At 75.1% G+C, this 19,835-nt stretch carries 20 protein-coding genes; 7 read left to right on the top strand and 13 right to left on the bottom strand.

Going from position 1 to position 19,835, the window contains the following annotated elements:
- Positions 1-114 precede the first annotated feature (114 nt).
- Entirely contained in the window at positions 115-1,104 is a 990-nt protein-coding gene (locus tag FB458_RS19700) for a helix-turn-helix domain-containing protein (protein WP_141849991.1), read from the top strand.
- Position 1,105: 1 nt separating this feature from the next.
- Here FB458_RS19700 and FB458_RS19705 read toward each other — a convergent pair whose 3' ends face one another.
- From FB458_RS19705 to recO, 3 genes are read right to left on the bottom strand one after another with little or no spacing between them, the layout of a single operon-like run.
- Positions 1,106-2,629: a dihydrolipoyl dehydrogenase family protein gene (locus FB458_RS19705; protein ID WP_141849992.1), complete on the bottom strand. Its 1,524-nt coding sequence runs from the start codon at positions 2,627-2,629 to the stop codon at positions 1,106-1,108.
- A gap of 9 nt (positions 2,630-2,638) precedes the next feature.
- Complete coding sequence (locus FB458_RS19710; protein WP_141849993.1) at positions 2,639-3,457, bottom strand: isoprenyl transferase; 819 nt, start codon at positions 3,455-3,457, stop codon at positions 2,639-2,641.
- The gene (gene recO, locus FB458_RS19715; protein WP_141849994.1) at positions 3,454-4,239 is read right to left on the bottom strand and encodes a DNA repair protein RecO; all 786 of its coding nucleotides are present in this window, start codon (positions 4,237-4,239) and stop codon (positions 3,454-3,456) included. The genes FB458_RS19710 and recO overlap by 4 nt, the downstream gene beginning before the upstream one ends.
- Positions 4,240-4,337: 98 nt before the next feature.
- On the opposite strand from recO, the gene FB458_RS19720 reads away from it, so the two are divergent.
- Positions 4,338-4,970 (top strand): alpha-ketoglutarate-dependent dioxygenase AlkB, encoded by a 633-nt coding sequence (locus tag FB458_RS19720; protein WP_141849995.1) that lies wholly within the window; start codon positions 4,338-4,340, stop codon positions 4,968-4,970.
- Positions 4,971-4,992: 22 nt separating this feature from the next.
- On the opposite strand, the gene FB458_RS19725 is transcribed toward FB458_RS19720, so the two are convergent.
- Complete coding sequence (locus tag FB458_RS19725) at positions 4,993-5,658, bottom strand: response regulator transcription factor (protein WP_211356102.1); 666 nt, start codon at positions 5,656-5,658, stop codon at positions 4,993-4,995.
- 132 nt (positions 5,659-5,790) lie between these two features.
- On the opposite strand from FB458_RS19725, the gene FB458_RS21500 reads away from it, so the two are divergent.
- A complete protein-coding gene (locus tag FB458_RS21500; RefSeq protein ID WP_170185763.1) occupies positions 5,791-6,162 on the top strand; it encodes a hypothetical protein in 372 nt (123 codons plus the stop codon).
- Between the two features lie 19 nt (positions 6,163-6,181).
- On the opposite strand, the gene FB458_RS19730 is transcribed toward FB458_RS21500, so the two are convergent.
- The 6 genes from FB458_RS19730 to FB458_RS19755 all read right to left on the bottom strand — a co-directional run bounded on the left by FB458_RS19730 (position 6,182) and on the right by FB458_RS19755 (position 12,913).
- Positions 6,182-7,489 (bottom strand): sensor histidine kinase, encoded by a 1,308-nt coding sequence (locus tag FB458_RS19730; protein WP_141849996.1) that lies wholly within the window; start codon positions 7,487-7,489, stop codon positions 6,182-6,184.
- Positions 7,490-7,532: 43 nt separating this feature from the next.
- On the bottom strand, positions 7,533-8,105 hold the full coding sequence (locus FB458_RS21505) for a DUF2231 domain-containing protein (protein ID WP_170185764.1): 573 nt from the start codon (positions 8,103-8,105) through the stop codon (positions 7,533-7,535).
- A gap of 10 nt (positions 8,106-8,115) precedes the next feature.
- The gene (locus FB458_RS19740; protein WP_141849997.1) at positions 8,116-8,496 is read right to left on the bottom strand and encodes a DUF2200 domain-containing protein; all 381 of its coding nucleotides are present in this window, start codon (positions 8,494-8,496) and stop codon (positions 8,116-8,118) included.
- A gap of 1 nt (position 8,497) precedes the next feature.
- On the bottom strand, positions 8,498-9,538 hold the full coding sequence (locus tag FB458_RS19745) for a lactonase family protein (RefSeq protein WP_141849998.1): 1,041 nt from the start codon (positions 9,536-9,538) through the stop codon (positions 8,498-8,500).
- Positions 9,535-11,289 carry a 2-isopropylmalate synthase gene (gene leuA, locus FB458_RS19750; RefSeq protein ID WP_141850729.1) on the bottom strand — a complete coding sequence of 585 codons (1,755 nt, stop codon included), beginning with the start codon at positions 11,287-11,289 and terminating at the stop codon, positions 9,535-9,537. The genes FB458_RS19745 and leuA overlap by 4 nt, the downstream gene beginning before the upstream one ends.
- Positions 11,290-11,431: 142 nt before the next feature.
- On the bottom strand, positions 11,432-12,913 hold the full coding sequence (locus tag FB458_RS19755) for a serine hydrolase domain-containing protein (protein ID WP_141849999.1): 1,482 nt from the start codon (positions 12,911-12,913) through the stop codon (positions 11,432-11,434).
- A gap of 38 nt (positions 12,914-12,951) precedes the next feature.
- Here FB458_RS19755 and FB458_RS21690 point away from each other — a divergent pair, with 38 nt between their 5' ends.
- The 4 genes from FB458_RS21690 to FB458_RS19775 are packed head-to-tail and all read left to right on the top strand — an operon-like array spanning position 12,952 to position 16,596.
- Positions 12,952-13,704, top strand: coding sequence for a DUF1707 SHOCT-like domain-containing protein (locus FB458_RS21690; RefSeq protein ID WP_211356103.1), 753 nt, complete (start codon positions 12,952-12,954; stop codon positions 13,702-13,704).
- Between the two features lie 46 nt (positions 13,705-13,750).
- Positions 13,751-14,872 carry a M4 family metallopeptidase gene (locus FB458_RS19765; RefSeq protein ID WP_141850000.1) on the top strand — a complete coding sequence of 374 codons (1,122 nt, stop codon included), beginning with the start codon at positions 13,751-13,753 and terminating at the stop codon, positions 14,870-14,872.
- A 31-nt stretch (positions 14,873-14,903) separates the two neighbouring features.
- Entirely contained in the window at positions 14,904-16,178 is a 1,275-nt protein-coding gene (locus tag FB458_RS19770; protein ID WP_141850001.1) for an MFS transporter, read from the top strand.
- 25 nt (positions 16,179-16,203) lie between these two features.
- Positions 16,204-16,596 (top strand): DUF1304 domain-containing protein, encoded by a 393-nt coding sequence (locus FB458_RS19775; protein ID WP_141850002.1) that lies wholly within the window; start codon positions 16,204-16,206, stop codon positions 16,594-16,596.
- Between the two features lie 31 nt (positions 16,597-16,627).
- Here the strand turns inward: FB458_RS19775 and FB458_RS21510 are convergent, their stop codons facing one another.
- The 3 genes from FB458_RS21510 to FB458_RS19795 all read right to left on the bottom strand — a co-directional run bounded on the left by FB458_RS21510 (position 16,628) and on the right by FB458_RS19795 (position 19,829).
- On the bottom strand, positions 16,628-17,494 hold the full coding sequence (locus tag FB458_RS21510) for a hypothetical protein (RefSeq protein ID WP_170185765.1): 867 nt from the start codon (positions 17,492-17,494) through the stop codon (positions 16,628-16,630).
- 93 nt (positions 17,495-17,587) lie between these two features.
- Positions 17,588-18,514, bottom strand: coding sequence for a GTPase Era (gene era / locus FB458_RS19790; protein WP_141850005.1), 927 nt, complete (start codon positions 18,512-18,514; stop codon positions 17,588-17,590).
- On the bottom strand, positions 18,504-19,829 hold the full coding sequence (locus FB458_RS19795; RefSeq protein ID WP_141850006.1) for a hemolysin family protein: 1,326 nt from the start codon (positions 19,827-19,829) through the stop codon (positions 18,504-18,506). The genes era and FB458_RS19795 overlap by 11 nt, the downstream gene beginning before the upstream one ends.
- Positions 19,830-19,835 lie beyond the last annotated feature (6 nt).

Here is a 19,835-nt window from a genome sequence, read left to right on the forward strand (position 1 = left end):
CCTGGGAGGCGTCCGACAGTTCCGCGGGCCCCGTCGACGACGATCGGTCCGCCCGGTTCCACCTCGCCCGCCCACCCGGGCCCCGTCCCGTCCCTGCTCGCCGTGCGAGGTGCGGTGGTGCTCAGCGTCCTCGGGCTCGACGACCTCGAGAACCGGCTCTACGAGCGGTTGCTCGACGTCTCGTCCGCCTCGGCCGACCGGCTCGCGCCGGACGTGGGGGCCGACGTGGCCGAGGTGGTGCTCGCCCTCGCGGGTCTCGAGGCGCGGGGCCTCGTCGCGCGCTCGAGCCGGCACCCCGACCAGGTGACCGCGGCGCCCCCCGACGTCGGCCTCGGCTCGCTCATCGCCGAGCGGCAGGCGGCGCTGCGCCGCGCCCAGCAGGCCGTGCCGGCGCTGGTGCAGCGCTACCGCCAGGCGGTCGGCGGCCGCGACGGGAGCGACGTCGTCGACGTCGTCCTCGGCGCCGAGGCCGTGGCCCAGCGTGCCGTCCAGCTGCAGCACGGGGCGCGTCGGGAGGTCCTCACGCTGCTGCCCGGCGACCCGCCCGCAGCGGTCCAGGACGCGCTGGACCGCGAGCGCGCCGTCCCGCGGGGGGTGGAGCACCGGCTCGTCGTCGCGCGCGCCGTGCTCGAGCAGCCCGGGCTGCTGGAGCGGCTCACCGACCCGGCGGGCCGGCCGGAGCAGGTGCGGGTCGCCACGCACCTGCCGCTGCGCCTGCTCGTCACCGACCGCGCCCTGGCCCTCGTGCCGCTGTCGTCGGGGTCGGGCTCCGGTGGGACGGCGGACGGGGCCGGGGCCCTGCTCGTGCGCCCGAGCGGGCTGCTCGACGCCCTCGTCGCGCTCTTCGACCTCGTCTGGCAGCGGGGGCACCGGGTCGTCGGCGCGCGCGACGGCGGGGCCCAGCTCGCCTCGACCCCGTTGGACGCGCTCGACCTGCGCATCCTCACGCTGCTGCTCTCCGGGCTGACCGACCAGAGCATCGGCAAGCAGCTGGGCCTGTCGCTGCGGACCGTGCAGCGCCGGGCCCGGGCGCTCATGGACGCCACCGGGGTCTCGACGCGGCTCCAGCTCGGGTACGAGGTCGCCCGCCGCGGCTGGGTCTGAGTCAGGACGCCGTACGGCGGGTCTCCAGCAGCCGCAGCCACACCTCGCTCACGGTGGGGTACGACGGCACGGCGTGCCACAGGTCGGCCAGCGTCACCTTCCCCACGATCGCGACGGTCGCCGAGTGCAGCAGCTCGGCGCTGCCCTCCCCGACGAAGGTCGCGCCGACGAGGAGGTCCGTGGCCCGGTCGACGACGAGCTTGGCCCGGCCGGTGTAGTCGTCGCGCAGCAGCGACGCCCCCGCGACCGCGGCGAGGTCGTACTCGACCGTCTCGACGTCGACCCCCGCGTCGCGGGCGGCCGCCTCGGTGAGGCCGACGCTCGCGACCTCGGGGCTGGTGAAGGTCACCGACGGGACCGCGCGGGCGCTCGCCACGTCCCGGTACTCCCGGCCGACCGCGCGCTCCCCCCGGGCCCGCGCCGCGATGACCGCCCCGGCGATCCGGCCCTGGTACTTGCCCATGTGGGTGAGCAGGGCGCGGCCGTTGACGTCGCCGACGGCGTACAGCCACTGCCCGGTCACGCCCTGGACCTGCAGACGGTCGTCGACGGGGACGTAGCCGCGGTTCCCGGCGACCGCGTCGGCGAGGCCGACCGCCTCGAGGCCGAGGTCCGCGGTGTTCGGCGTGCGCCCGGTGGCGACGACGACCTCGTCGGCGGTGACCGACCCGCGCCGGCCGAGGTGCACCGTGACCGGCCCGCCGGCGATGTGCCCGATCCCCTTGTCGCGCGGGGACTCCCGCGTCACCCGGGTGACCTCGCGACCGAGCAGGACACGAGCGCCGCGGGCCTCGAGGGCCTCACGGACCAGCTCGCCGGCGAACGGCTCGGCCCGCCCGAGGAGGTGGTCGCCGCGCTCGACCAGGGTGAGCTCCTCGACGCCGAGGCCGAGCAGCCAGGTCGCCGCCTCGCAGGCGACGACCCCGCCGCCGAGGACGACGACGCGCTTCGGGACCTGGTGCAGGTTGGTGACGTCCCGCGAGGTCCACGGCAGCGCCTCGGCGAGGCCGGGGACGTCGGGGACGGTGGCCCGCGTGCCGGTCGCGAGGACGACCGCCTCGCGCGCGGTGACCGTGCGCGTCGACCCCTCGGCGTCGGTGACCTCGACGGTGCGCGGGCCGGCCAGGCGGGCGGTGCCGCGCAGGACGTCGATGCCCGCGCCGTTGGCCCAGCGGACCTGCCCGCTGTCGTCGAGGTGGGAGGTGAAGGTGTCGCGCCGGCCGAGGACGGCGCCGACGTCGAGACCCCGCTTGCTCAGCCGGCCGGCGAGCCCGGGCAGACCGCGGGCGACCTCGGCGACCTGGACGCTGCGCAGCAGCGCCTTGCTCGGCATGCAGGCCCAGTAGGAGCACTCCCCGCCGACGAGCTCGCTCTCGACGATGACCGCGGTCCGGTCGGTGCCGCGGACGGCGTAGTCAGCCGCGTTCTCCCCGGCCGGTCCGCCTCCGAGGACGACGACGTCCCAGGTGTCCCGCTCCTGCTGTCCCCGCTGCCCCTGACCACGTCGCTGCTGTCCGCTCGGCATGCGTGCAGCCTAGGCGCCGGGCCGGTCCGGTGGGGTCGACGGGGCGTCGACCGCGCCGCCGTACCGGCGGTCGCGGGCGGCGTAGGTCTCCACGGCCTGCCACAGGTGGCGGCGGTCGTAGTCGGGCCACAAGGTGTCCTGGAACACCATCTCGGCGTAGACCGACTGCCACGGCAGGAAGTTCGAGGTCCGCTGCTCCCCCGAGGAGCGCACGAAGAGGTCGACGTCGGGCATCGTCGGCACGTCGAGGTAGCGCGCGACCGTCCGCTCGTCGACCGACGACGCCTTGAGCCGCCCGGCGGCGACGTCCTGCGCGATGCGGCGCGCCGCGTCGCCGATCTCGGCCCGGCCGCCGTAGTTGACGCAGAAGTACAGCTGCAGGCCGGTGTTGTGCCGCGTCAGCTCCTGCGCGACCTCGAGCTCCTTGACCACCGAGCGCCACAGCCGGGGCGCCCGCCCGACCCAGTGCATCCGCACGCCCCAGGCGTGCAGCTGGTCGCGGCGCCGGCGGATGACGTCGCGGTTGAAGCCCATGAGGAAGCGCACCTCGTCGGGCGACCTGCGCCAGTTCTCGGTCGAGAAGGCGTAGGCCGACAGGTGCCCGATGCCGAGCTCCACCGCCCCCGCGACGACGTCGAGCAGCGAGGCCTCCCCGGCCTCGTGGCCCTTGGTGCGCGACAGGCCGCGGGCGTTGGCCCACCGCCCGTTGCCGTCCATGATGAGGGCGACGTGCCGCGGGACGAGGTCGGCCGGCACCGGCGGCGGCGTCGCCCCGCTCGGGTGCGGGAAGGGGCGCTCGTACGGTCCGGGGCGCGGCCCCGCGCTCACGCGCGCGCCTCGAGCGGGAGCACCGCGGCGGGGCTCGGCGCGATCGGTCGGGAGGTCTCGCGGTCGAGGTGGCGCAGCGAGCGGACCCCGCGCTCGAGGTGCCACTGGAGGAACGCCGTGACGAGACCGCTGCCCTCGCGCCGGGTGCGCGGCTCGCTGGCGTCGGCGACCGCCCAGTCGCCCGACAGCAGCGAGGAGAGCAGCCGCAGCGTCTCGTCCGCGGGGGCGCTCGACCCACCGGGCCGGCAGACGAGGCAGACGGTGCCGCCGGCCGCGACGTTGAACCAGCGGTGCGGTCCCGGCGCCCCGCACCGGGCGCAGTCGTGGAAGCTCGGCGCCCACCCGGCCACCGCGAGGGCGCGCAGCAGGTAGGCGTCGAGGACGAGGACCGGGTCGTGCTCGCCCCCGGCGAGCGAGCGCAGCGCGCCGGCGAGCAGCAGGTGCTGCTGCGGCGCGGGCTCGTGCTCCTGCGTGAGGCGCTCGGCCGTCTCGACCATCACCGTCGCCGCGGTGTAGGCCGCGTAGTCGCGGCAGATCGCGTCGCCGTACGACGCGAGGGTGACCGCCTGGGTGACGGTGTCGAGGTTCCTGCCCTCGTGGCACTGCAGGTCGACGACCATGAACGGCTCGAGCCGCGCACCGAAGCGCGACCGGGTCCGGCGCACGCCCTTGGCCACCGCCCGGACCTGCCCGCGCTCGCGGGTCAGCAGGGTGATGATCCGGTCGGCCTCGGCGAGCTGGTGGGTCCGCAGGACGACCGCCTCGTCTCGGTAGAGCGGCACCGGCTCATTCTCCACTCCCACGCGCCCGGCGGCCGCATCCGGCCGGGCGGCGCGTCGACCGCTCGAACACCTGTACGACGTCGTGCTACCGTCGACCCATGTCCTTCGCGCTGCAGGGCTCGCTGCTCGACCTCGCCGAGGAGAGCTCGTTCGGCGCCGTCGGCGACGGGCTGGAGCGGACCGTCCTCACCGACGGTGCCTGGGTCGACGTGCGCCGCGGCTGGCTGCGGGGCGCGGACCCGCTGCTCGAGGCGCTGCTGCGCGACGTGCCGTGGCACGCCGAGCGGCGCCGGATGTACGACAGCGTCGTCGACGTGCCTCGGCTGACGAAGTTCTACGCCGCCGACGAGGCGCTGCCCCACCCGCTGCTCGTCGAGGCCCGGGAGCGGCTCTCGGACCACTACGAGCCCGAGCTGGGCGAGCGGTTCGCCACCGCCGGGCTGTGCTGCTACCGCGACGGCCGCGACAGCGTCGCCTGGCACGGCGACCGGGTCGGCCGCTCCCGCGAGGAGGACACCATGGTCGCGATCCTCTCGCTCGGTTCGCCCCGGCCGCTGCTGCTGCGCCCCCGTGACGGCGGCGCGACCGCGCTGCGGCTGCCGCTCGGGCACGGCGACCTCGTCGTCATGGGCGGCTCGTGCCAGCGCACGTGGGACCACGCGATCCCCAAGACCACCCAGGCGGTCGGGCCGCGGGTCTCGGTGCAGCTCCGCGTCCTCGGGGTCCGCTGACGGCGCGCGGGGGTCACGCGGGTCAGCGGTCGCCGAGGCTGTAGCCGACGCCGCGCACCGTCCGCACGAGCCGGCGGTCGACCTTGCGGCGCAGGTAGTGCACGTAGGTGTCGACGACCCCCGGGTCCTCCGCCCCCTCGAAGACGGTGGCCAGCAGCTCGTCGCGGGTGAACACCCGCGTGGGGAACCGCGCCAGCTGGGTGGCGAGCAGGTGCTCTCGCTCGGACAGCTCGACCCGGCTGCCGTCGGGGCGGCGCACCTCGCGCGCCGACAGCGACAGGCTCCCACCGGGGACCTCGAGCCGCTCGGCCCGCTCCTCGTGCCGGCGCCGTAGCGAGCGCAGCCGGGCCAGCAGCTCCTCGACGTCGAACGGCTTGACGAGGTAGTCCTCGGCGCCGGCGTCGAGGCCGTCGACGCGGTCGCTCGCCGTCCCGAGGGCCGACAGCACGAGCACCGGGACGAACCGGCCGCGTCGGCGCAGCCGGGCCAGCAGGTCCAGGCCCTCGACGGCGGGCAACCCGCGGTCGAGGACGGCGACGTCGTACTCCCGCGTGAGGCCGAGGTGCAGACCGCGGTGCCCGTCGCGGGCGACCTCGACGACGTACCCCTCCCCCGTGAGCAGCTCCTCGAGCATCGCGACCAGCTCGGCGTCGTCCTCGACGAGCAGCAGCCGGGGGGCGGGGAGCATGGCTCCAGGGTAGGCAGCCCCGCCGGCGCCCGCGCGTCGCCGGGCCCGTTCCTTGGAGATCCTGAGCAGGTCATGGGGACGGGTCAGGTCGCTCCCACCGGACGCCGAGCGGCCTCCCCGAGGCTGGGAGCCATGAGCGTCTCCCCGCTGCCCCGTTCCCTGCGCCTGACCCGGCAGGTGACGCGCGGCGTGCTCCTCGCCGCGACCGCCGGCACCGGTGCGCTCGGCGTCCACCTCGCCGGCGCCCACCACGTCCGTACGGAGCCCCCGACCCCCGCGACGACCGCCCCCACCCCCGCGCCCACCACCCCCGCGCCCACCACGCCCGCCCCCACGTCGTCGGCGCCACCGGCGTCGCCCCGCATGACCGCCCCGACCACGCGGACGACCGCGCCCGTGGCGCCGCGGACGGCCGCACCGGCGGCGCCCCGCTTCACCCCGGTGGCCCCGGTCGCCCCTGCGGCGGGGGCGGGCACCGGGGGCGGGACGACCTCCGGCTCCTGAGGGCGGGCCCGGCGCGAGGTCAGCGCGCGAGCGGCAGCCGCAGCTCGAAGGACGCGCCCGCCCCACCGTCGGGGCGCTCCCCCGCGTGCACCTCTCCGCCGTGCGCGTCGACGACCTCGGCGACGAGCGCCAGACCGATGCCGTGGTGCGGGCGCGCGCCGTCCGCCGTGCCGGTGCCGCCCGGGCCGCCCGGCCGCGACGGCCGGGCCTGGTGGAAGCGGGCGAAGAGCCGCTGCCGCTCGGCGGGCTCGGGCGGCAGGCCCGGCCCGTCGTCGACGACCCGGACGACGGCGTGCCGCCCGCTGCCCTCGAGGACGACGTCGACGCGGGAGGTCGCGTGGTCGACGGCGCCGTCGACGAGCGCCAGGACGGCGCGGCGCAGGGCGCTCGGCACCCCGTCGACGACGCAGGCGCCCGGGTCGGCCCCGCGCAGGACGAGGTGCACCCCCAGCGTCGCCGCGTGCGGCCGGGCGGCGTCGACCACCCCCTCGACGACGGGGGCGAGGTCGACGCGCTCGCCGGCCCGCTCACCGGCGGGCCGGGCGGCCAGCAGCAGGTCGTCGAGGATCCCGGACAGCACCCCGACGTCGCGGACCAGGCCGTCGACGTCGCGGGTCGTCGCGAGGTCGACCTCCTGCCGGCGCAGCCGCCGCGCCAGCAGCTGGGCGCGGGTGCTGATGAGGGTGAGCGGGGTGCGCAGCTCGTGGCTGGCGTCGGCGACGAACCGGCGCTGCAGCTCGATCGTCGAGACCAGCGGCGCGGCCGCCCGGCGGGCGACGAGCGCGGCCCCCAGCGCCGCGAGCACGGCGCCGATCGCCACCGCGACGGCCAGCGAGGTGAGCAGCCGCTCGCCCACCTCCTCCGCCTGCGTGCGGTCGACGACGGCCTGGACGACGAGGTCGCCCTGGCGCTCGGTGCGCACGACGTACGAGCGCGAGCGGCCCGAGCCCTCCTCGTCGAGGTCGACGTCCGCCTCGCGCGGCGGCCCGCCCGCGGCGACCGACGCGAGCGCGGCCGTGTCGGGCAGACCCGCGGGCAGGTCGGGGGTCGAGCGCAGCCGGCCGTCGGCGTCGCGCACGACGACGTACGTGCCCATCGGCACCTCGGAGGGGTCGGCCGAGCGGGCCGCGGTCTGCCGCAGCTGGTCCGCGGTCGCCGCCCCGTCGGCCCGCTGGAAGACCAGCGCGACCGCGGCCGCCGCCGCGACGACGGCGGCCAGGACGACGGCCCCGGACAGCACCGCGAGGCGGCGCACGACACGGCGTACGGCGTCCAGCTCGGCCCGCCGCCCGCCCGCGGGCTCCGGGCGCTGCGCGGCCTGGCTCACCGGGCCCACGATAGGCCGCGGGGGCCGGCGGGCGCCGGAGGCGTCAGCGGCCGTCGCCGTCCCCGCCGCCGTGGCGGGTGGGCGTGGTCGCGGCGGCCTGCGACCAGGCGGCCTGCGCACCGGAGTGCCCGATCCGCACCACCTGCTGGGCCGTGCCGACGCCGGCGACGACGGCGAGGACCGCGGTGACGACGACCAGCCAGCGCGGCAACGCACCCGTGCCGGTCCAGCCCGAGACGTGGTCGCCGAGCCGGCCCAGCGGGTCGGTCGCGGCGCCGTGGGCCAGCACCCGCTCGCGCCGCCACACGACCGTCGTCGCGACGGCCGCGACGCCGAGCAGCAGCACCCAGGGGGTGAGCGAGTCGCCGAGGGCCACGTGCTCGCGCACGAGCTCGGTCGAGGGCACCCGGCGCTGCAGCGACTCACCGGACTGCGTCGACAGCGGGGTGAGGACGACGGCGGCCGCGGCGAGCACCAGCGGCAGCCACCCGGCCCAGTCGCGGAAGCGCGGCCAGAGCCCCGCCAGCAGCACCGCGAGGGTGGCCAGCGGGACGACGACCACGGTGGCGTGGACGATCAGCGGGTGCAGGGGCAGGCCGAAGGCGACGTCGAGCACGCCCCCACGGTCACGGCTGAGTCTTGGAGGATTCTTGGGACGGGGCCGGCTCGCGCAGGACCGTGGCCATCGGCCGGCCCTTCGCCAGCTCGTCGACGAGCTTGTCGAGGATGCGGATCCGGCGCATGAGCGGGTCCTCCACCTCTTGCACCCGGACCCCGCACACCGACCCGGTGACGAGGTCGGCGGACGGGTTGAGGTGCGCGGCGGCGAAGAACCCCTCGAACGTCGTCCCCTCGTCCAGGTGCCGCTCGAGCGTCCCCTGGTCGAACCCGGTGAGCCACCGGACGACCTCGTCGACCTCGGCGCGGGTGCGCCCCTTGCGCTCGGCCTTGGCGACGTAGGCGGGGTACACCGCCGCGACGCTCGTCGTGAACAGGCGATGGGTCATCTCACGCCAGCGGGGCCAGGCAGGTCGGCGAGGGCCACCGCACGACGCTCGGCCGCCCGTCCTCGGGGTCGATCCGCACGACGATGTCCGAGCGCTCGGCGGCGACGAGCAGCTCGCCGTCCGGGCCCCACGTGATCGCCCGCGGCCAGTGCCCCGAGCAGTCGAGGATCGTGTCGCGGCGCAGCAGCCCGGTCTCGACGTCGAAGACGGCGATGGTGTCGTCGCCGCGGTTGGAGACCAGGACGCGCGACCCGTCGTCGGTGACGAGGATCGAGGCGGCGAGGTTGTCCAGCCGCAGGTGCGGCGCCCGGGTGGACACCGACGAGCGCGGGGTCAGCCGGGCCCCGTCGACGTCGCAGGTGACGACGGTCGAGGTCAGCTCGCAGGCCACCCACGCGGTCGCCCCGTCCGGGCTGAGGGCCAGGTGCCGCGGCCCGCTCCCCGGCGACAGCCGCGACCGCGCGACCTCGGTGAGGCGACCGTCGGGCGACAGCTCGTAGCCGACGACGGCGTCGAGACCGAGGTCGCAGACGAGGACGTGGCCGGTCGGGGTGACGACGCACTGGTGCGCGTGCGGCCCGTCCTGTCGCTCGGCGTTGGGGCCGGTCGGGCCCTCGTGCCGCACGAGGTCGGTGCGCTCCCCCAGGCTGCCGTCCTCGGCGACCGGGAGCACCGCGACCGACCCGTCGCCGTAGTTGGCCACGAGCAGGTGCCGTCCGTCGGCGGTGAGGGCGAGGTGGCACGGCGACGACCCGCCGCTGGCCCGCTCCTCGCCGAGCGCGGGCCACGGCCCGTCGCCGTCGGGGGCGACCCGCCAGGCGGCGACCGCCCCGTCCTCGCGCTCGAGGGCGGCGTACACGACGTCGGCGGACGGGCCGACGAGCACCCACGACGGGTTCTGCGCCTCGGCGACGACGGCGGCCCGCACGGGCCGCCCGCCCTCGAGGTGCAGGACGCCGACGCCCTGCCCGGGCCCGTCGGTGTAGCCGCCGACGACGTAGCGGGAGCACGCCGTACGGTGCCCCGTGGGTCCGACGCTCACTCCGCTCCCCCGTCGTGGCCCTCGTGCTCGTCACGCAGGGCGCGGTTGACCGCCGAGACGATCGCCTTGAGCGAGGCCAGGACGATCGAGGAGTCGAGCCCGACGCCCCACAGGACGCGGTCGCCGACGGCGCACTCGACGTACGCCGCCGCGCGGGCGTCGCCACCGGCGGACAGGGCGTGCTCGGCGTAGTCGAGGACCCGGACGTCGACCCCGACCGACCCCATCGCGGCGCAGAAGGCCGCGATCGGGCCGTTGCCCGAGCCCTCGACGGTCACCGGGGCGCCGCCGTCGGTCAGCTCGACCGACAGCGTCGTCGCGCCCTCCGCGGCCGAGTCGGAGTGCACCGCGCCGAGCGCGAACCGGCCCCAGGGCGCCGTCCCGGAGGGGAGGTACTCGTCCTCGAAGGTGCGCCACAGCGCGGCCGGGGCGACCTCGCCACCGTGCTCGTCGGTGCCGCGCTGGACGACGGCGGAGAACTCGATCTGCAGCCGGCGCGGCAGGTCCAGCTGGTGCTCCGACTTGAGCACGTAGGCCACGCCGCCCTTGCCGGACTGGCTGTTGACGCGGACCACGGCCTCGTAGGAGCGCCCGATGTCGTGCGGGTCGATCGGCAGGTAGGGCACGCCCCACACGAGCTGGTCGATCTGCTTGCCCGTCGCGGCCGACTGCCGCTCCATGTCCTCGAAGCCCTTCTTGATGGCGTCCTGGTGCGAGCCGGAGAACGCGGTGTAGACCAGGTCGCCGCCCCACGGGTGGCGCTCGTGCACGGGCAGCTGGTTGCAGTACTCCACGGTGCTGCGGATCGTCGCCATGTCGGAGAAGTCGACCTGCGGGTCGATGCCCTGGGAGAAGAGGTTCATCCCGAGGGTGACGAGGTCGACGTTGCCCGTCCGCTCGCCGTTGCCGAAGAGGCAGCCCTCGATGCGGTCGGCGCCGGCGAGGTAGCCGAGCTCGGCGGCGGCGACGCCGGTGCCGCGGTCGTTGTGCGGGTGCAGGGACAGCACGATCGAGTCGCGCCGGTCGAGGTGGCGGTGCATCCACTCGATCGAGTCGGCGTAGACGTTGGGCGTCGCCATCTCCACCGTCGCGGGGAGGTTGACGATCATCCTGTGGTCCGGCGTCGGGTCGATGACCTCGATGACCGCGTTGCAGATGCGCGCGGCGAAGTCGAGCTCGGTCCCGGTGTAGGACTCCGGCGAGTACTCGTAGTAGACGTCGGTGTCGGGGATGGTCTCCTCGAGCTTCTTCACGAGCCGCGCGCCCTGGACGGCGATGTCGATGATGCCGTCCTGGTCGAGGCCGAAGACGACCCGCCGCTGGAGCACCGACGTGCTGTTGTAGAAGTGCACGATCGCCTGCTTGGCGCCCCGGATCGCGTCGAAGGTCCGCTCGATGAGGTGGTCGCGGCACTGGGTCAGCACCTGGATCGTCACGTCGTCGGGGATGTGCCCACCGTCGACGAGCTCGCGGCAGAAGTCGAAGTCGGTCTGGCTCGCCGACGGGAAGCCGACCTCGATCTCCTTGTAGCCCAGGCGGACCAGGAGCTGGAACATCCGCAGCTTGCGCTCGGCGTTCATCGGGTCGATGAGGGCCTGGTTGCCGTCGCGCAGGTCGACCGCGCACCAGCGCGGGGCCCGGGTGACGACCTTGGTCGGCCAGGTGCGGTCCGGCAGGTCGACGCGGATCTGGTCCTGGAACGGGACGTACTTGCCGACCGGCATCGGGCTGGGCTGCTGGGGGTGGATCATCGCGGGCTCGTCGCTCTCGTCGCTCTCGGTGGTGGTCCGGCCGGGCACCACGCACTCCGCGACGAGGGGGGCCGGGTCAGGCCTCGTCGCGGCGGCGAAGGAGGAGGAGCGTGCTCAGCACCGAACCACCGTAGCACCGGGCTCACCGCGGGCCCCGGAGCCCGTCCGCGTCGTGGACGTGCGCAGGGTCGTGCGCGGCGACCTGCGCGGCGACGTGCGCGAGCAGCCGCGCGCCGGCGAGCGGAGTGACGTTCCACGCTCCCGCCAGCTCACCGGTCCCCTTGCCCACCAACCGGATCCGGTGCGGGGTCTCGGCCAGGACGAGGTCGACCTCCACCGTCTCCGCGTCGGTGCGTCCGCCCCGGACGAGCAGCCCGGCCGGCCCGTCGCCCCAGGTGTCCCCCGGGCAGAGCAGGCTCAGGGCCGCGGCTCCGGCGCCCTGCTCGGCGGGCAGCTCCAGCAGCAGCCTCAGCCGGGCGCCGTCCGCCGACGCCGTCAGCCGCGTGCCCTCGGCGAAGGGCGCCAGCGGCCCGGCGTCCGGGGCGACGTACGAGGCCTCGTACGACGTCCCCCCGGGCGGGAGCACCGGACCGACGACGGGGAGGGCGAGCGCGGCGAGGCGGTCGGCGAGCCGCTCCTGCGCGGCGGCCTCCGCGTCCTCGTCGACCCGGTCGAGCGCGGGCAGCAGCCGCTCCCACAGGACGTCGAGGACGCCCTGCATGTCCTCCGTCGCCGCGGTCGTCGCGACGACGAGGTCGGCCTCCGGGACGACGAGGCAGAACTGCCCGTAGGCGCCGTCGCCGCGGTAGCCGTGCCGCGAGCGCCAGACCTGGTAGCCGTAGCCCTGGCGCCAGTCCGGCCCGCGCGTCGGGTCGGTGTCGTTCGCGACGTGCTCCCGCGTCATGAGCGCGACCCAGCCCTCGGGCAGCACCCGGCGGCCCTCCCACACCCCGTCCTGGAGCAGCAGCAGCCCGAGCCGGGCGACGTCCTCGGTGCGCTGGTGCAGACCGGTGAACCCCAGCTCGTGGCCCTGCCCGTCCCCGTGCCAGTGGCCGGGACCGATGCCGAGCGGCTCGAGCAGCCGGGGCGTGAGGTACTCGAGCAGCCCTGTGCCGCAGCGCTCCTGGACGACCAGCCCGGCGAGGTAGGTGCACGTGTTGTGGTAGGTGTGGAGCGTCCCGACCGGCTCGTCCGGCGGGATCCGCAGGAAGCCGCGGGCGAGGTCGTCGGGGTCGGTGCCCCACGCGGTGTCGAGGGTGTCCTCGCGGTGGCCGGTCGACATCGACAGCACGTCGTGCAGGGTGAGCGCGGCCACCCGCGGGTCGACGCCCTCGGGCGGCACGTGCGCGGGGAGCAGGTCGACGACCCGCTCGTCGAGCCGGCACAGCCCCTCGGCGACGGCGAGGCCGACCGCGCAGGACGTGAAGGTCTTCGAGAGCGAGTAGAGCAGGTGGGGGGTGGCGGCGTCGTACGGGCTCCACCAGCCCTCGACGGCGACCGCGCCGCGACGCAGCACCATGAGCGAGTGCAGCTCGAGCCCGCGCTCCTGCCACCCGTCGAGGACCTCGAGGACGGCGGCGGCGGGGACGCCGACCCGGGCGGAGGGGACGCGCGGCAGGCTCACGTCACCCGAACCTACCCCGAGCCGCCTACGCTGGCGGCGTGAGCGGGCACGGGACGGGCGGCGACGGGGGGATGCTGCGCGTCGGTCACCGCGAGCGGCAGGCGACGGTGGTGACGCTGCGCGACGCGGCGGCCCAGGGCCGGCTGGACCCGGGCGAGCTCGCCGAGCGCACCCAGGCCGCGCTGGCCGCCCGCACGTACGCCGACCTGGCCCGGCTGGTCGCGGACCTGCCCCCGGTCCCCGGTCCGGACGGGCGGATGGCCTACCGCCCGTCGACCGTCGGGACCTCCCCGCAGGACCGGCTGGTCTTCGCGGCGGGCGTGAGCAGCCACCACCAGCGCGGGGTGTGGGACGTGCCGCCGTACCTGCGGGTGAGCGCCGGCCTCGCATCGGTCAAGGTCGACTTCCTCCTCGCCCGCTGCCCGTACGACGTCGTCGACGTCCAGGTCCAGGGCGGCGCCGGCTCGGTGACCCTCGTCGTGCCGCCCGGGTGGGCCGCCGACGTCAGCCGGGTCGGCAAGGGCTGGGGCAGCGTCTCGTCCGACGTGCCGGCCGTGCCCGCCGCCGGGTTCCCGCTGCTGCTCGTGCACGGGCAGAACGCGCTCGGCTCGGTGAAGGTCCGCGGCGGCGGGCGGATGGAGCGACGGTGGGCCGAGAAGGCGCTGCGCCGCTCCCCGGCGGTCCCGCCACCCCCCTCCTCGACGCCGCCCGCGCCACCCGCACCGCCGGCACCGCCGGCACCCGCACCCGGCCCGCAGGACGCGAGCCCGCAGGAGTGGGACCGCCGCTGAGCCGCCTCGGTTGTGGCTGTCGGTGGTCGGGTGGAGGCTCCCCTGCATGCGATGCCACATCCTGCCGCCGTACCTGCTCGCCCGCCTGACCGAGGTCGAGGAGGACGAGGTCGTGCAGACGGCCCAGCGCACCCTCGAGCACGACCAGGGGTTCCGGCTGCGTCGCGAGACCTTCACCGAGCGCGGCCGCGGCGACCACCGCCCGCTGCTGCCCGGGGCGCCGCCGCAGGCCGGTGAGGCGCTGCGCCGCCCACCGACGCCCACCGCCCCCGCGCCCGCCCCCACGACGGTCGCGGTCCGCCGCGAGATCCACGACGCGCAGGGCACGACGACCCTGCCGGGCGAGCTGGTCCGCGCCGAGGGCGCGCCGGCCACCGACGACGTCTCGGCCACCGAGGCGTACGACGGCCTCGGCGACACCTGGACGCTCTACCACTCGGCCTTCGGCCGGGACTCGCTCGACGGCAAGGGGCTGCTGCTCGTCGCGACCGTGCACTACGACCAGCGCTACGACAACGCGTTCTGGGACGGCGAGCAGATGGTGTTCGGCGACGGCGACGGGACGTACTTCACCCGGTTCACCGCCGCCAAGGACGTCATCGGCCACGAGCTGACCCACGGCGTCACCCAGTTCACCGCCGGCCTGACCTACGTCGCGCAGTCGGGCGCGCTCAACGAGTCGGTCTCGGACTGCTTCGGCTCGATGGTCAAGCAGCAGGCGCTCGGCCAGGACGTCACGCAGGCCGACTGGCTCATCGGCCAGGGCCTGTTCACCGACCGGGTGCAGGGCGTCGCGCTGCGCTCGATGAAGGCCCCCGGCACGGCGTACGACGACCCGCACCTCGGCAAGGACCCGCAGCCCGCCGACATGGACGGGTACGACGACCTCCCCCACGACCAGGCCCACGACAACGGTGGGGTGCACACGAACTCCGGCATCCCCAACCGCGCCTTCTACCTCGCCTGCACCGGGATCGGCGGCAACAGCTGGGAGGGCGCCGGACCGGTCTGGTACGACGTGCTCACCGGCGGGAGGCTGGCCAAGGACGCCCAGTTCGCCGACTTCGCCCGGCTGACCGTCGAGGCGGCCGGCGCGCGCTTCGGCGCGGGCAGCCGGGAGGAGTCGGCCGTGCAGGAGGCGTGGACGACGGTCAAGGTCCTCACCTGACACGACGGGCGGGCGGTGGTAGAACGGCCAGATGGTTGGCCGACGCAACGAGCCGCTCACCCGGGACCAGCGCAGCGCGTTCCTCGCCGCGTACCTCGGCTGGGCGATGGACGCCTTCGACTACTTCCTCGTGGTCCTCGTCTACACCCAGATCGCCAAGGACTTCGGCAAGAGCCTCAGCGAGATGGCCTTCATCACGACGATGACCCTCGTCATGCGGCCGGTGGGGGCGTTCCTCTTCGGGCTGTGGGCCGACCGCAGGGGCCGGCGGGTGCCGCTGCTCGCCTGCGTGTCGTTCTACAGCGTCGTCGGTTTCCTCTGCGCGTTCGCCCCGAGCTTCGGGGTGCTCATCGCGCTGCGGATGCTCTACGGCATCGGGATGGGCGGCGAGTGGGGTCTGGGCGCCGCGCTGGCCATGGAGAAGATCCCGGCCCACCGGCGCGGGTTCTTCTCGGGGATCCTCCAGGGCGGCTACTCGATGGGCTACCTGCTGGCCTCGCTCGCCTTCCTCGTCCTGCAGTCGTGGCTCGGCCTGTCCTGGCGGTGGATGTTCGCCCTGTCCATCGTGCCCGCGCTCATCACCCTGCTCATCCGGACCCGGGTCGAGGAGTCGCAGGTCTGGGAGGCCGCGCAGGAGCGGGTGCGCCAGACCCGGACCAGCGTCCGCGAGCTCCTCGCGCGCCCGCCGGTGTGGCGCCGGTTCCTCTTCCTCGTCCTGCTCATGACGGTGTTCAACTGGGCCAGCCACGGGACTCAGGACGTCTACCCCACGTTCCTCAAGGCCCACGAGGACCAGGGCGCCGGGCTCGCCGCGAGCACGGCGACGTGGATCGCGGTGGTCTACAACGTCGGCGCCATCATCGGCGGCGCGGTCGCCGGCACGCTGTCGGAGCGCTACGGCCGCAAGGCGGTCATCGTCACCTGCGCGGTCCTCGGCCTGCCGGTCGTGCCGCTCTTCGCCTACTCGACGTCGGTGGGGATGCTCGTCCTCGGCTCGTTCCTCATGCAGGTCATGGTCCAGGGCGCCTGGGGCGTCATCCCGGCCCACCTCACCGAGCTGTCCCCCGACGAGATCCGCGGCTTCTACCCGGGCGTCACCTACCAGCTGGGCAACCTGCTGGCGGCGTTCAACCTGGCCATCCAGGAGTCGCTCGCCGGGGCGCACGGCTACCCGTTCGCACTCGCCGCGACGATCGTGCCCGTCTTCGTCCTCATGGTCGTGCTGACCCTGCTGGGTCGCGAGCGCCGCGGGATCGCGTTCGGCAGCAAGGACTCGAGCCTCGTCGGCGCCGCGACGCCCACCTGAGCCGACCCGCTGCTACGGTCGGCCCGTGCAGACCGTCGCCCTCGCGGCCGCCACCCTCGCGGGGTTGCTGCACGTCGTCATCTTCCTGCTCGAGTCGCTCCTGTGGCGCCGGCCCGCGACGTGGCGCCGGTTCGCCGTCGCGGACCAGGCAACGGCCGACACCCTCGCGCCGATGGCCTACAACCAGGGCTTCTACAACCTCTTCCTCGCCCTCGGCGCGCTCGCCGGCGTCGTCGGCGTCGCGACCGGTCACCGTCGCGCGGGGTGGGCCCTGCTGTTCTTCTGCTGCGGCGCGATGCTGGTCGCCGCGCTCGTGCTGGTGACCTCGGGCCGGCGCTACCGGCGCGCCGCCACGACCCAGGGCCTGCTCCCGCTGGTCGCCGTGCTCGCCGCCGCGGTCACCGTCACGACGACCTGACCCGAGCACGGCGACCGGCCGGGGACGACGGTCAGCCGATCGTCTGCAGGACGAGGGTGTCGTCGTCGAGGCGGAAGGTCGGGGAGCTGCCGGGGCCGACGACCTGCGCCTCGACCTGGACGGTGTGCGTCCCGGCCGTCAGCCCGGGCGCGTAGCGGTCGATCGAGTGCGCCTCCCAGGTCGAGCTCGCGTCCGCGTCGTCGAACGCCGCCCCGGTGCCGGAGCCACCCTGCATCTCGACCCCGTCGACGGTGATCCGGACGGAGCACCAGCTCGCTCCCGTGCAGAACGACTCGGCCGCGAAGCGGGCGACGAGGTTCGCCCCGGCGGGCACCGTGTAGGTGGTCGACCCGACGGTCTGCCAGGTCGAGCCGGTGCTCGTGGAGAACGTGGTGAGGTCGACGAACTTCCCGGCCGAGGTGGGTCCGGCCGGCCCCTGGGGTCCCTGCGGGCCCGACGCCCCGGTCGCCCCGGTCGCGCCGGTCGCACCCGCCGGGCCCTGCGGCCCGGTCGCGCCCTTGGCGGCGAGGACCGCCCAGTTGGCCGTGTTCGTCACCGGCACACCGGTGTTGGGCAGCAGGGCGACGTACGTCGAGCCGCCCTTGGTCACGGCGTCGTCGACCCGGTAGCTCGTCGTCGTGCTCCAGGTGCCCCGGAAGCTCAGGCCCCGCCCGTTCCAGGCGAGCGGGGTGGTGCCCGACGGGCAGGTCTCGCCGGCCTGCTGGTCGATGACCTGCAGCGTCCTCGGTGCGGCGCTCTTGTAGCAGGCCGAGATGACGCCGGTGGCGCTGTTCGGGACGGACGCGAACGCCCCGGTGGCGACGCACGAGACGGCGACGGCACCGGCGGCGACCATCCCGAGCGCGCGGCCCGAGCGGAGGGATGAGGGCAGGGACATGGTGGCTCCTGGGGCGGGGTGGGCCGGCCCCCGACGGGTCGGCCCTCACCTGACGGAGCGGGACACCCGTCCCTGGATACGACGGCGGGTGGGTCAGAACCCCAGCCGCTGCAGCTGCTTGGGGTCGCGCTGCCAGTCCTTGGCCACCTTGACGTGCAGGTCGAGGTAGACCTTCTGCCCGAGCAGCTTCTCGATGCCGGCGCGGGCGGTCGAGCCGACCTCCTTCAGCCGCGACCCGCCGCGGCCGATGATGATCGCCTTCTGGCTGTCGCGCTCGACGAAGACGTTGACCCGCACGTCGAGCATCGGGTCGCCCTCCGGGCGGTCCTCGCGCGGGACCATCTCCTCGACGACGACGGCCAGCGAGTGGGGCAGCTCGTCGCGCACGCCCTCGAGCGCGGCCTCGCGCACCAGCTCGGCGACCATGACGAGCTGCGGCTCGTCGGTGAGGACCCCGTCGGGGTAGAGCTGCGGCGAGAGCGGCAGGTGGCGCATGAGGACCTGGAGCACGACGTCGACCTGGTCGCCCCGGGTGGCCGAGCAGGGCACGATCTCGGCCCACGAGCCGAGCTGGTCGACGGCCATGAGGTGCTCGGCGAGCCGGCGCCGGTCGACCCGGTCGGACTTGGTCACGACGGCGACGACGGGGGTCCGCTTGGCCTGCTGGAGCTCGGCGAGCTCGCGCGCGATGAAGGTGTCGCCGGGACCGATCCTCTGGTCGGCGGGCAGGCAGAAACCGACGACGTCGACGTCGAGCAGGGTCTCGCGCACGAGGTCGTTGAGCCGCTCCCCCAGCAGGGTCCGCGGCCGGTGCAGCCCGGGGGTGTCGACGAGCACGAGCTGCGCGGCGTCGCTCGTCGCGATGCCGCGGATGACGTGCCGGGTGGTCTGCGGCTTGCTCGAGGTGATGGCGACCTTGTCGCCGACGAGCGCGTTGGTCAGCGTCGACTTGCCGGCGTTCGGCCGCCCGACGAGGGCGGCGAACCCGGCCCGGTACGGCGCCCCGTCCTCAGTGCTCACGCAGTGCCTCCTCGGTGTGGTGGGACTCGCCGTCCCGGGCGCGTGGGTCGCTCCCGTCGGCGGCCACGAGCCGCCGTACGACGACCGACGCCAGCCGGTGCCGGCGGCCCGCCATCTTCTCACCCACGAGCTCCAGCCCGGCCACCTCGCCGCGGGTCCCGACGATGGGGACGCGCCCGACCGCCTTGGACAGCAGCCCGCCGACGGTGTCGACCTCGTCCTCCTCGATCTCGACGTCGAAGAGCTCGGCGAGGTCGTCGATGGCCATCGTCGCGGGCACCCGGGTCCAGCCGTCGGGGAGCACCTCGACGCCCGGCGCCTCACGGTCGTACTCGTCGGCGATCTCCCCGACGATCTCCTCGAGGATGTCCTCGATGGTGACGATGCCGGCCGTGCCGCCGTACTCGTCGACGACGACGGAGAAGTGGGTCTGGTCGCGCTGCATCTCGCGCAGCAGGTCGTCGACCGGCTTGCTCTCGGGGACGAAGTGCAGCGGACGCATCTCGCGCTCGACCGGCAGGTGCCCGGTCTCGGCGTCGGCGGTCGTGCGCCGGGCGACGTCCTTGAAGTAGAGCAGTCCGAGGACGTCGTCGCTGTCCTCGCCGACGACGGGGATCCGCGAGAAGCCGGAGCGCAGGAAGAGCGACATGGCCTGCCGCAGCGTCTTGTCGTGGGCGATGGTCACCATGTCGGTGCGCGGCACCATGACCTCGCGCGCCATCGTGTCACCGAGCTCGAAGACGGAGTGGATCATTGCCCGCTCGTCGGCCTCGATGACCGAGGAGTCGCTGGCCTGGTCGAGCAGGTCGCGCAGCTCCGCCTCGGTCTGGAACGGCCCTTCGCGGTAGCCCTCGCCCGGCGTCACCGCGTTGCCCAGGGCGACGAGCACCCGCGCCACGGGCCCGAGGACGCGCCGCAGCCCGACGGCGAACGGCGCCGCCCACAGCGCGACCGAGTCGAAGTGCTGCCGACCGAGGGTGCGCGGCGAGACCCCGGTGATGACGAAGGACACGACGGCCATGACGGCGATGGAGACGAGCAGGCCGACCGTCGTCGAGTCGGTCGTCTGCAGGACGGCCACGGTGATGAGGACGGCGCTGGCCGCCTCCGCGACGACGCGCAGGAAGGCGAGGACGGCGAGGTACGCGGGCGAGTCGTCGATCACCCGCATGAGCGAGGCCGACCCGGCCCGGCCCTCGTCGAGCAGCTCCTCTGCCCGCACCCGCGACATCCGGAAGAGCGCCGCCTCGCAGGCCGACAGGCAGAAGGCGACGACGACGGCGAGGAGCGCGAACCCCACGAGCTGCGGGAGCACGCCCAG

This window comes from Lapillicoccus jejuensis, from assembly GCF_006715055.1.
Lineage (GTDB): Bacteria > Actinomycetota > Actinomycetes > Actinomycetales > Dermatophilaceae > Lapillicoccus > Lapillicoccus jejuensis.

Bases quoted from the DNA above. Each gene is read 5' to 3' on its own strand.
- FB458_RS21510 (WP_170185765.1), bottom strand. From the start codon at position 17,494: ATGTCCCTGCCCTCATCCCTCCGCTCGGGCCGCGCGCTCGGGATGGTC.
- leuA (WP_141850729.1), bottom strand. From the start codon at position 11,289: ATGATCCACCCCCAGCAGCCCAGCCCGATGCCGGTCGGCAAGTACGTC.
- FB458_RS19740 (WP_141849997.1), bottom strand. From the start codon at position 8,496: ATGACCCATCGCCTGTTCACGACGAGCGTCGCGGCGGTGTACCCCGCC.
- FB458_RS21500 (WP_170185763.1), top strand. From the start codon at position 5,791: ATGAGCGTCTCCCCGCTGCCCCGTTCCCTGCGCCTGACCCGGCAGGTG.
- FB458_RS19725 (WP_211356102.1), bottom strand. From the start codon at position 5,658: ATGCTCCCCGCCCCCCGGCTGCTGCTCGTCGAGGACGACGCCGAGCTG.
- FB458_RS19770 (WP_141850001.1), top strand. From the start codon at position 14,904: ATGGTTGGCCGACGCAACGAGCCGCTCACCCGGGACCAGCGCAGCGCG.
- FB458_RS19765 (WP_141850000.1), top strand. From the start codon at position 13,751: ATGCGATGCCACATCCTGCCGCCGTACCTGCTCGCCCGCCTGACCGAG.
- FB458_RS19720 (WP_141849995.1), top strand. From the start codon at position 4,338: ATGTCCTTCGCGCTGCAGGGCTCGCTGCTCGACCTCGCCGAGGAGAGC.
- FB458_RS19705 (WP_141849992.1), bottom strand. From the start codon at position 2,629: ATGCCGAGCGGACAGCAGCGACGTGGTCAGGGGCAGCGGGGACAGCAG.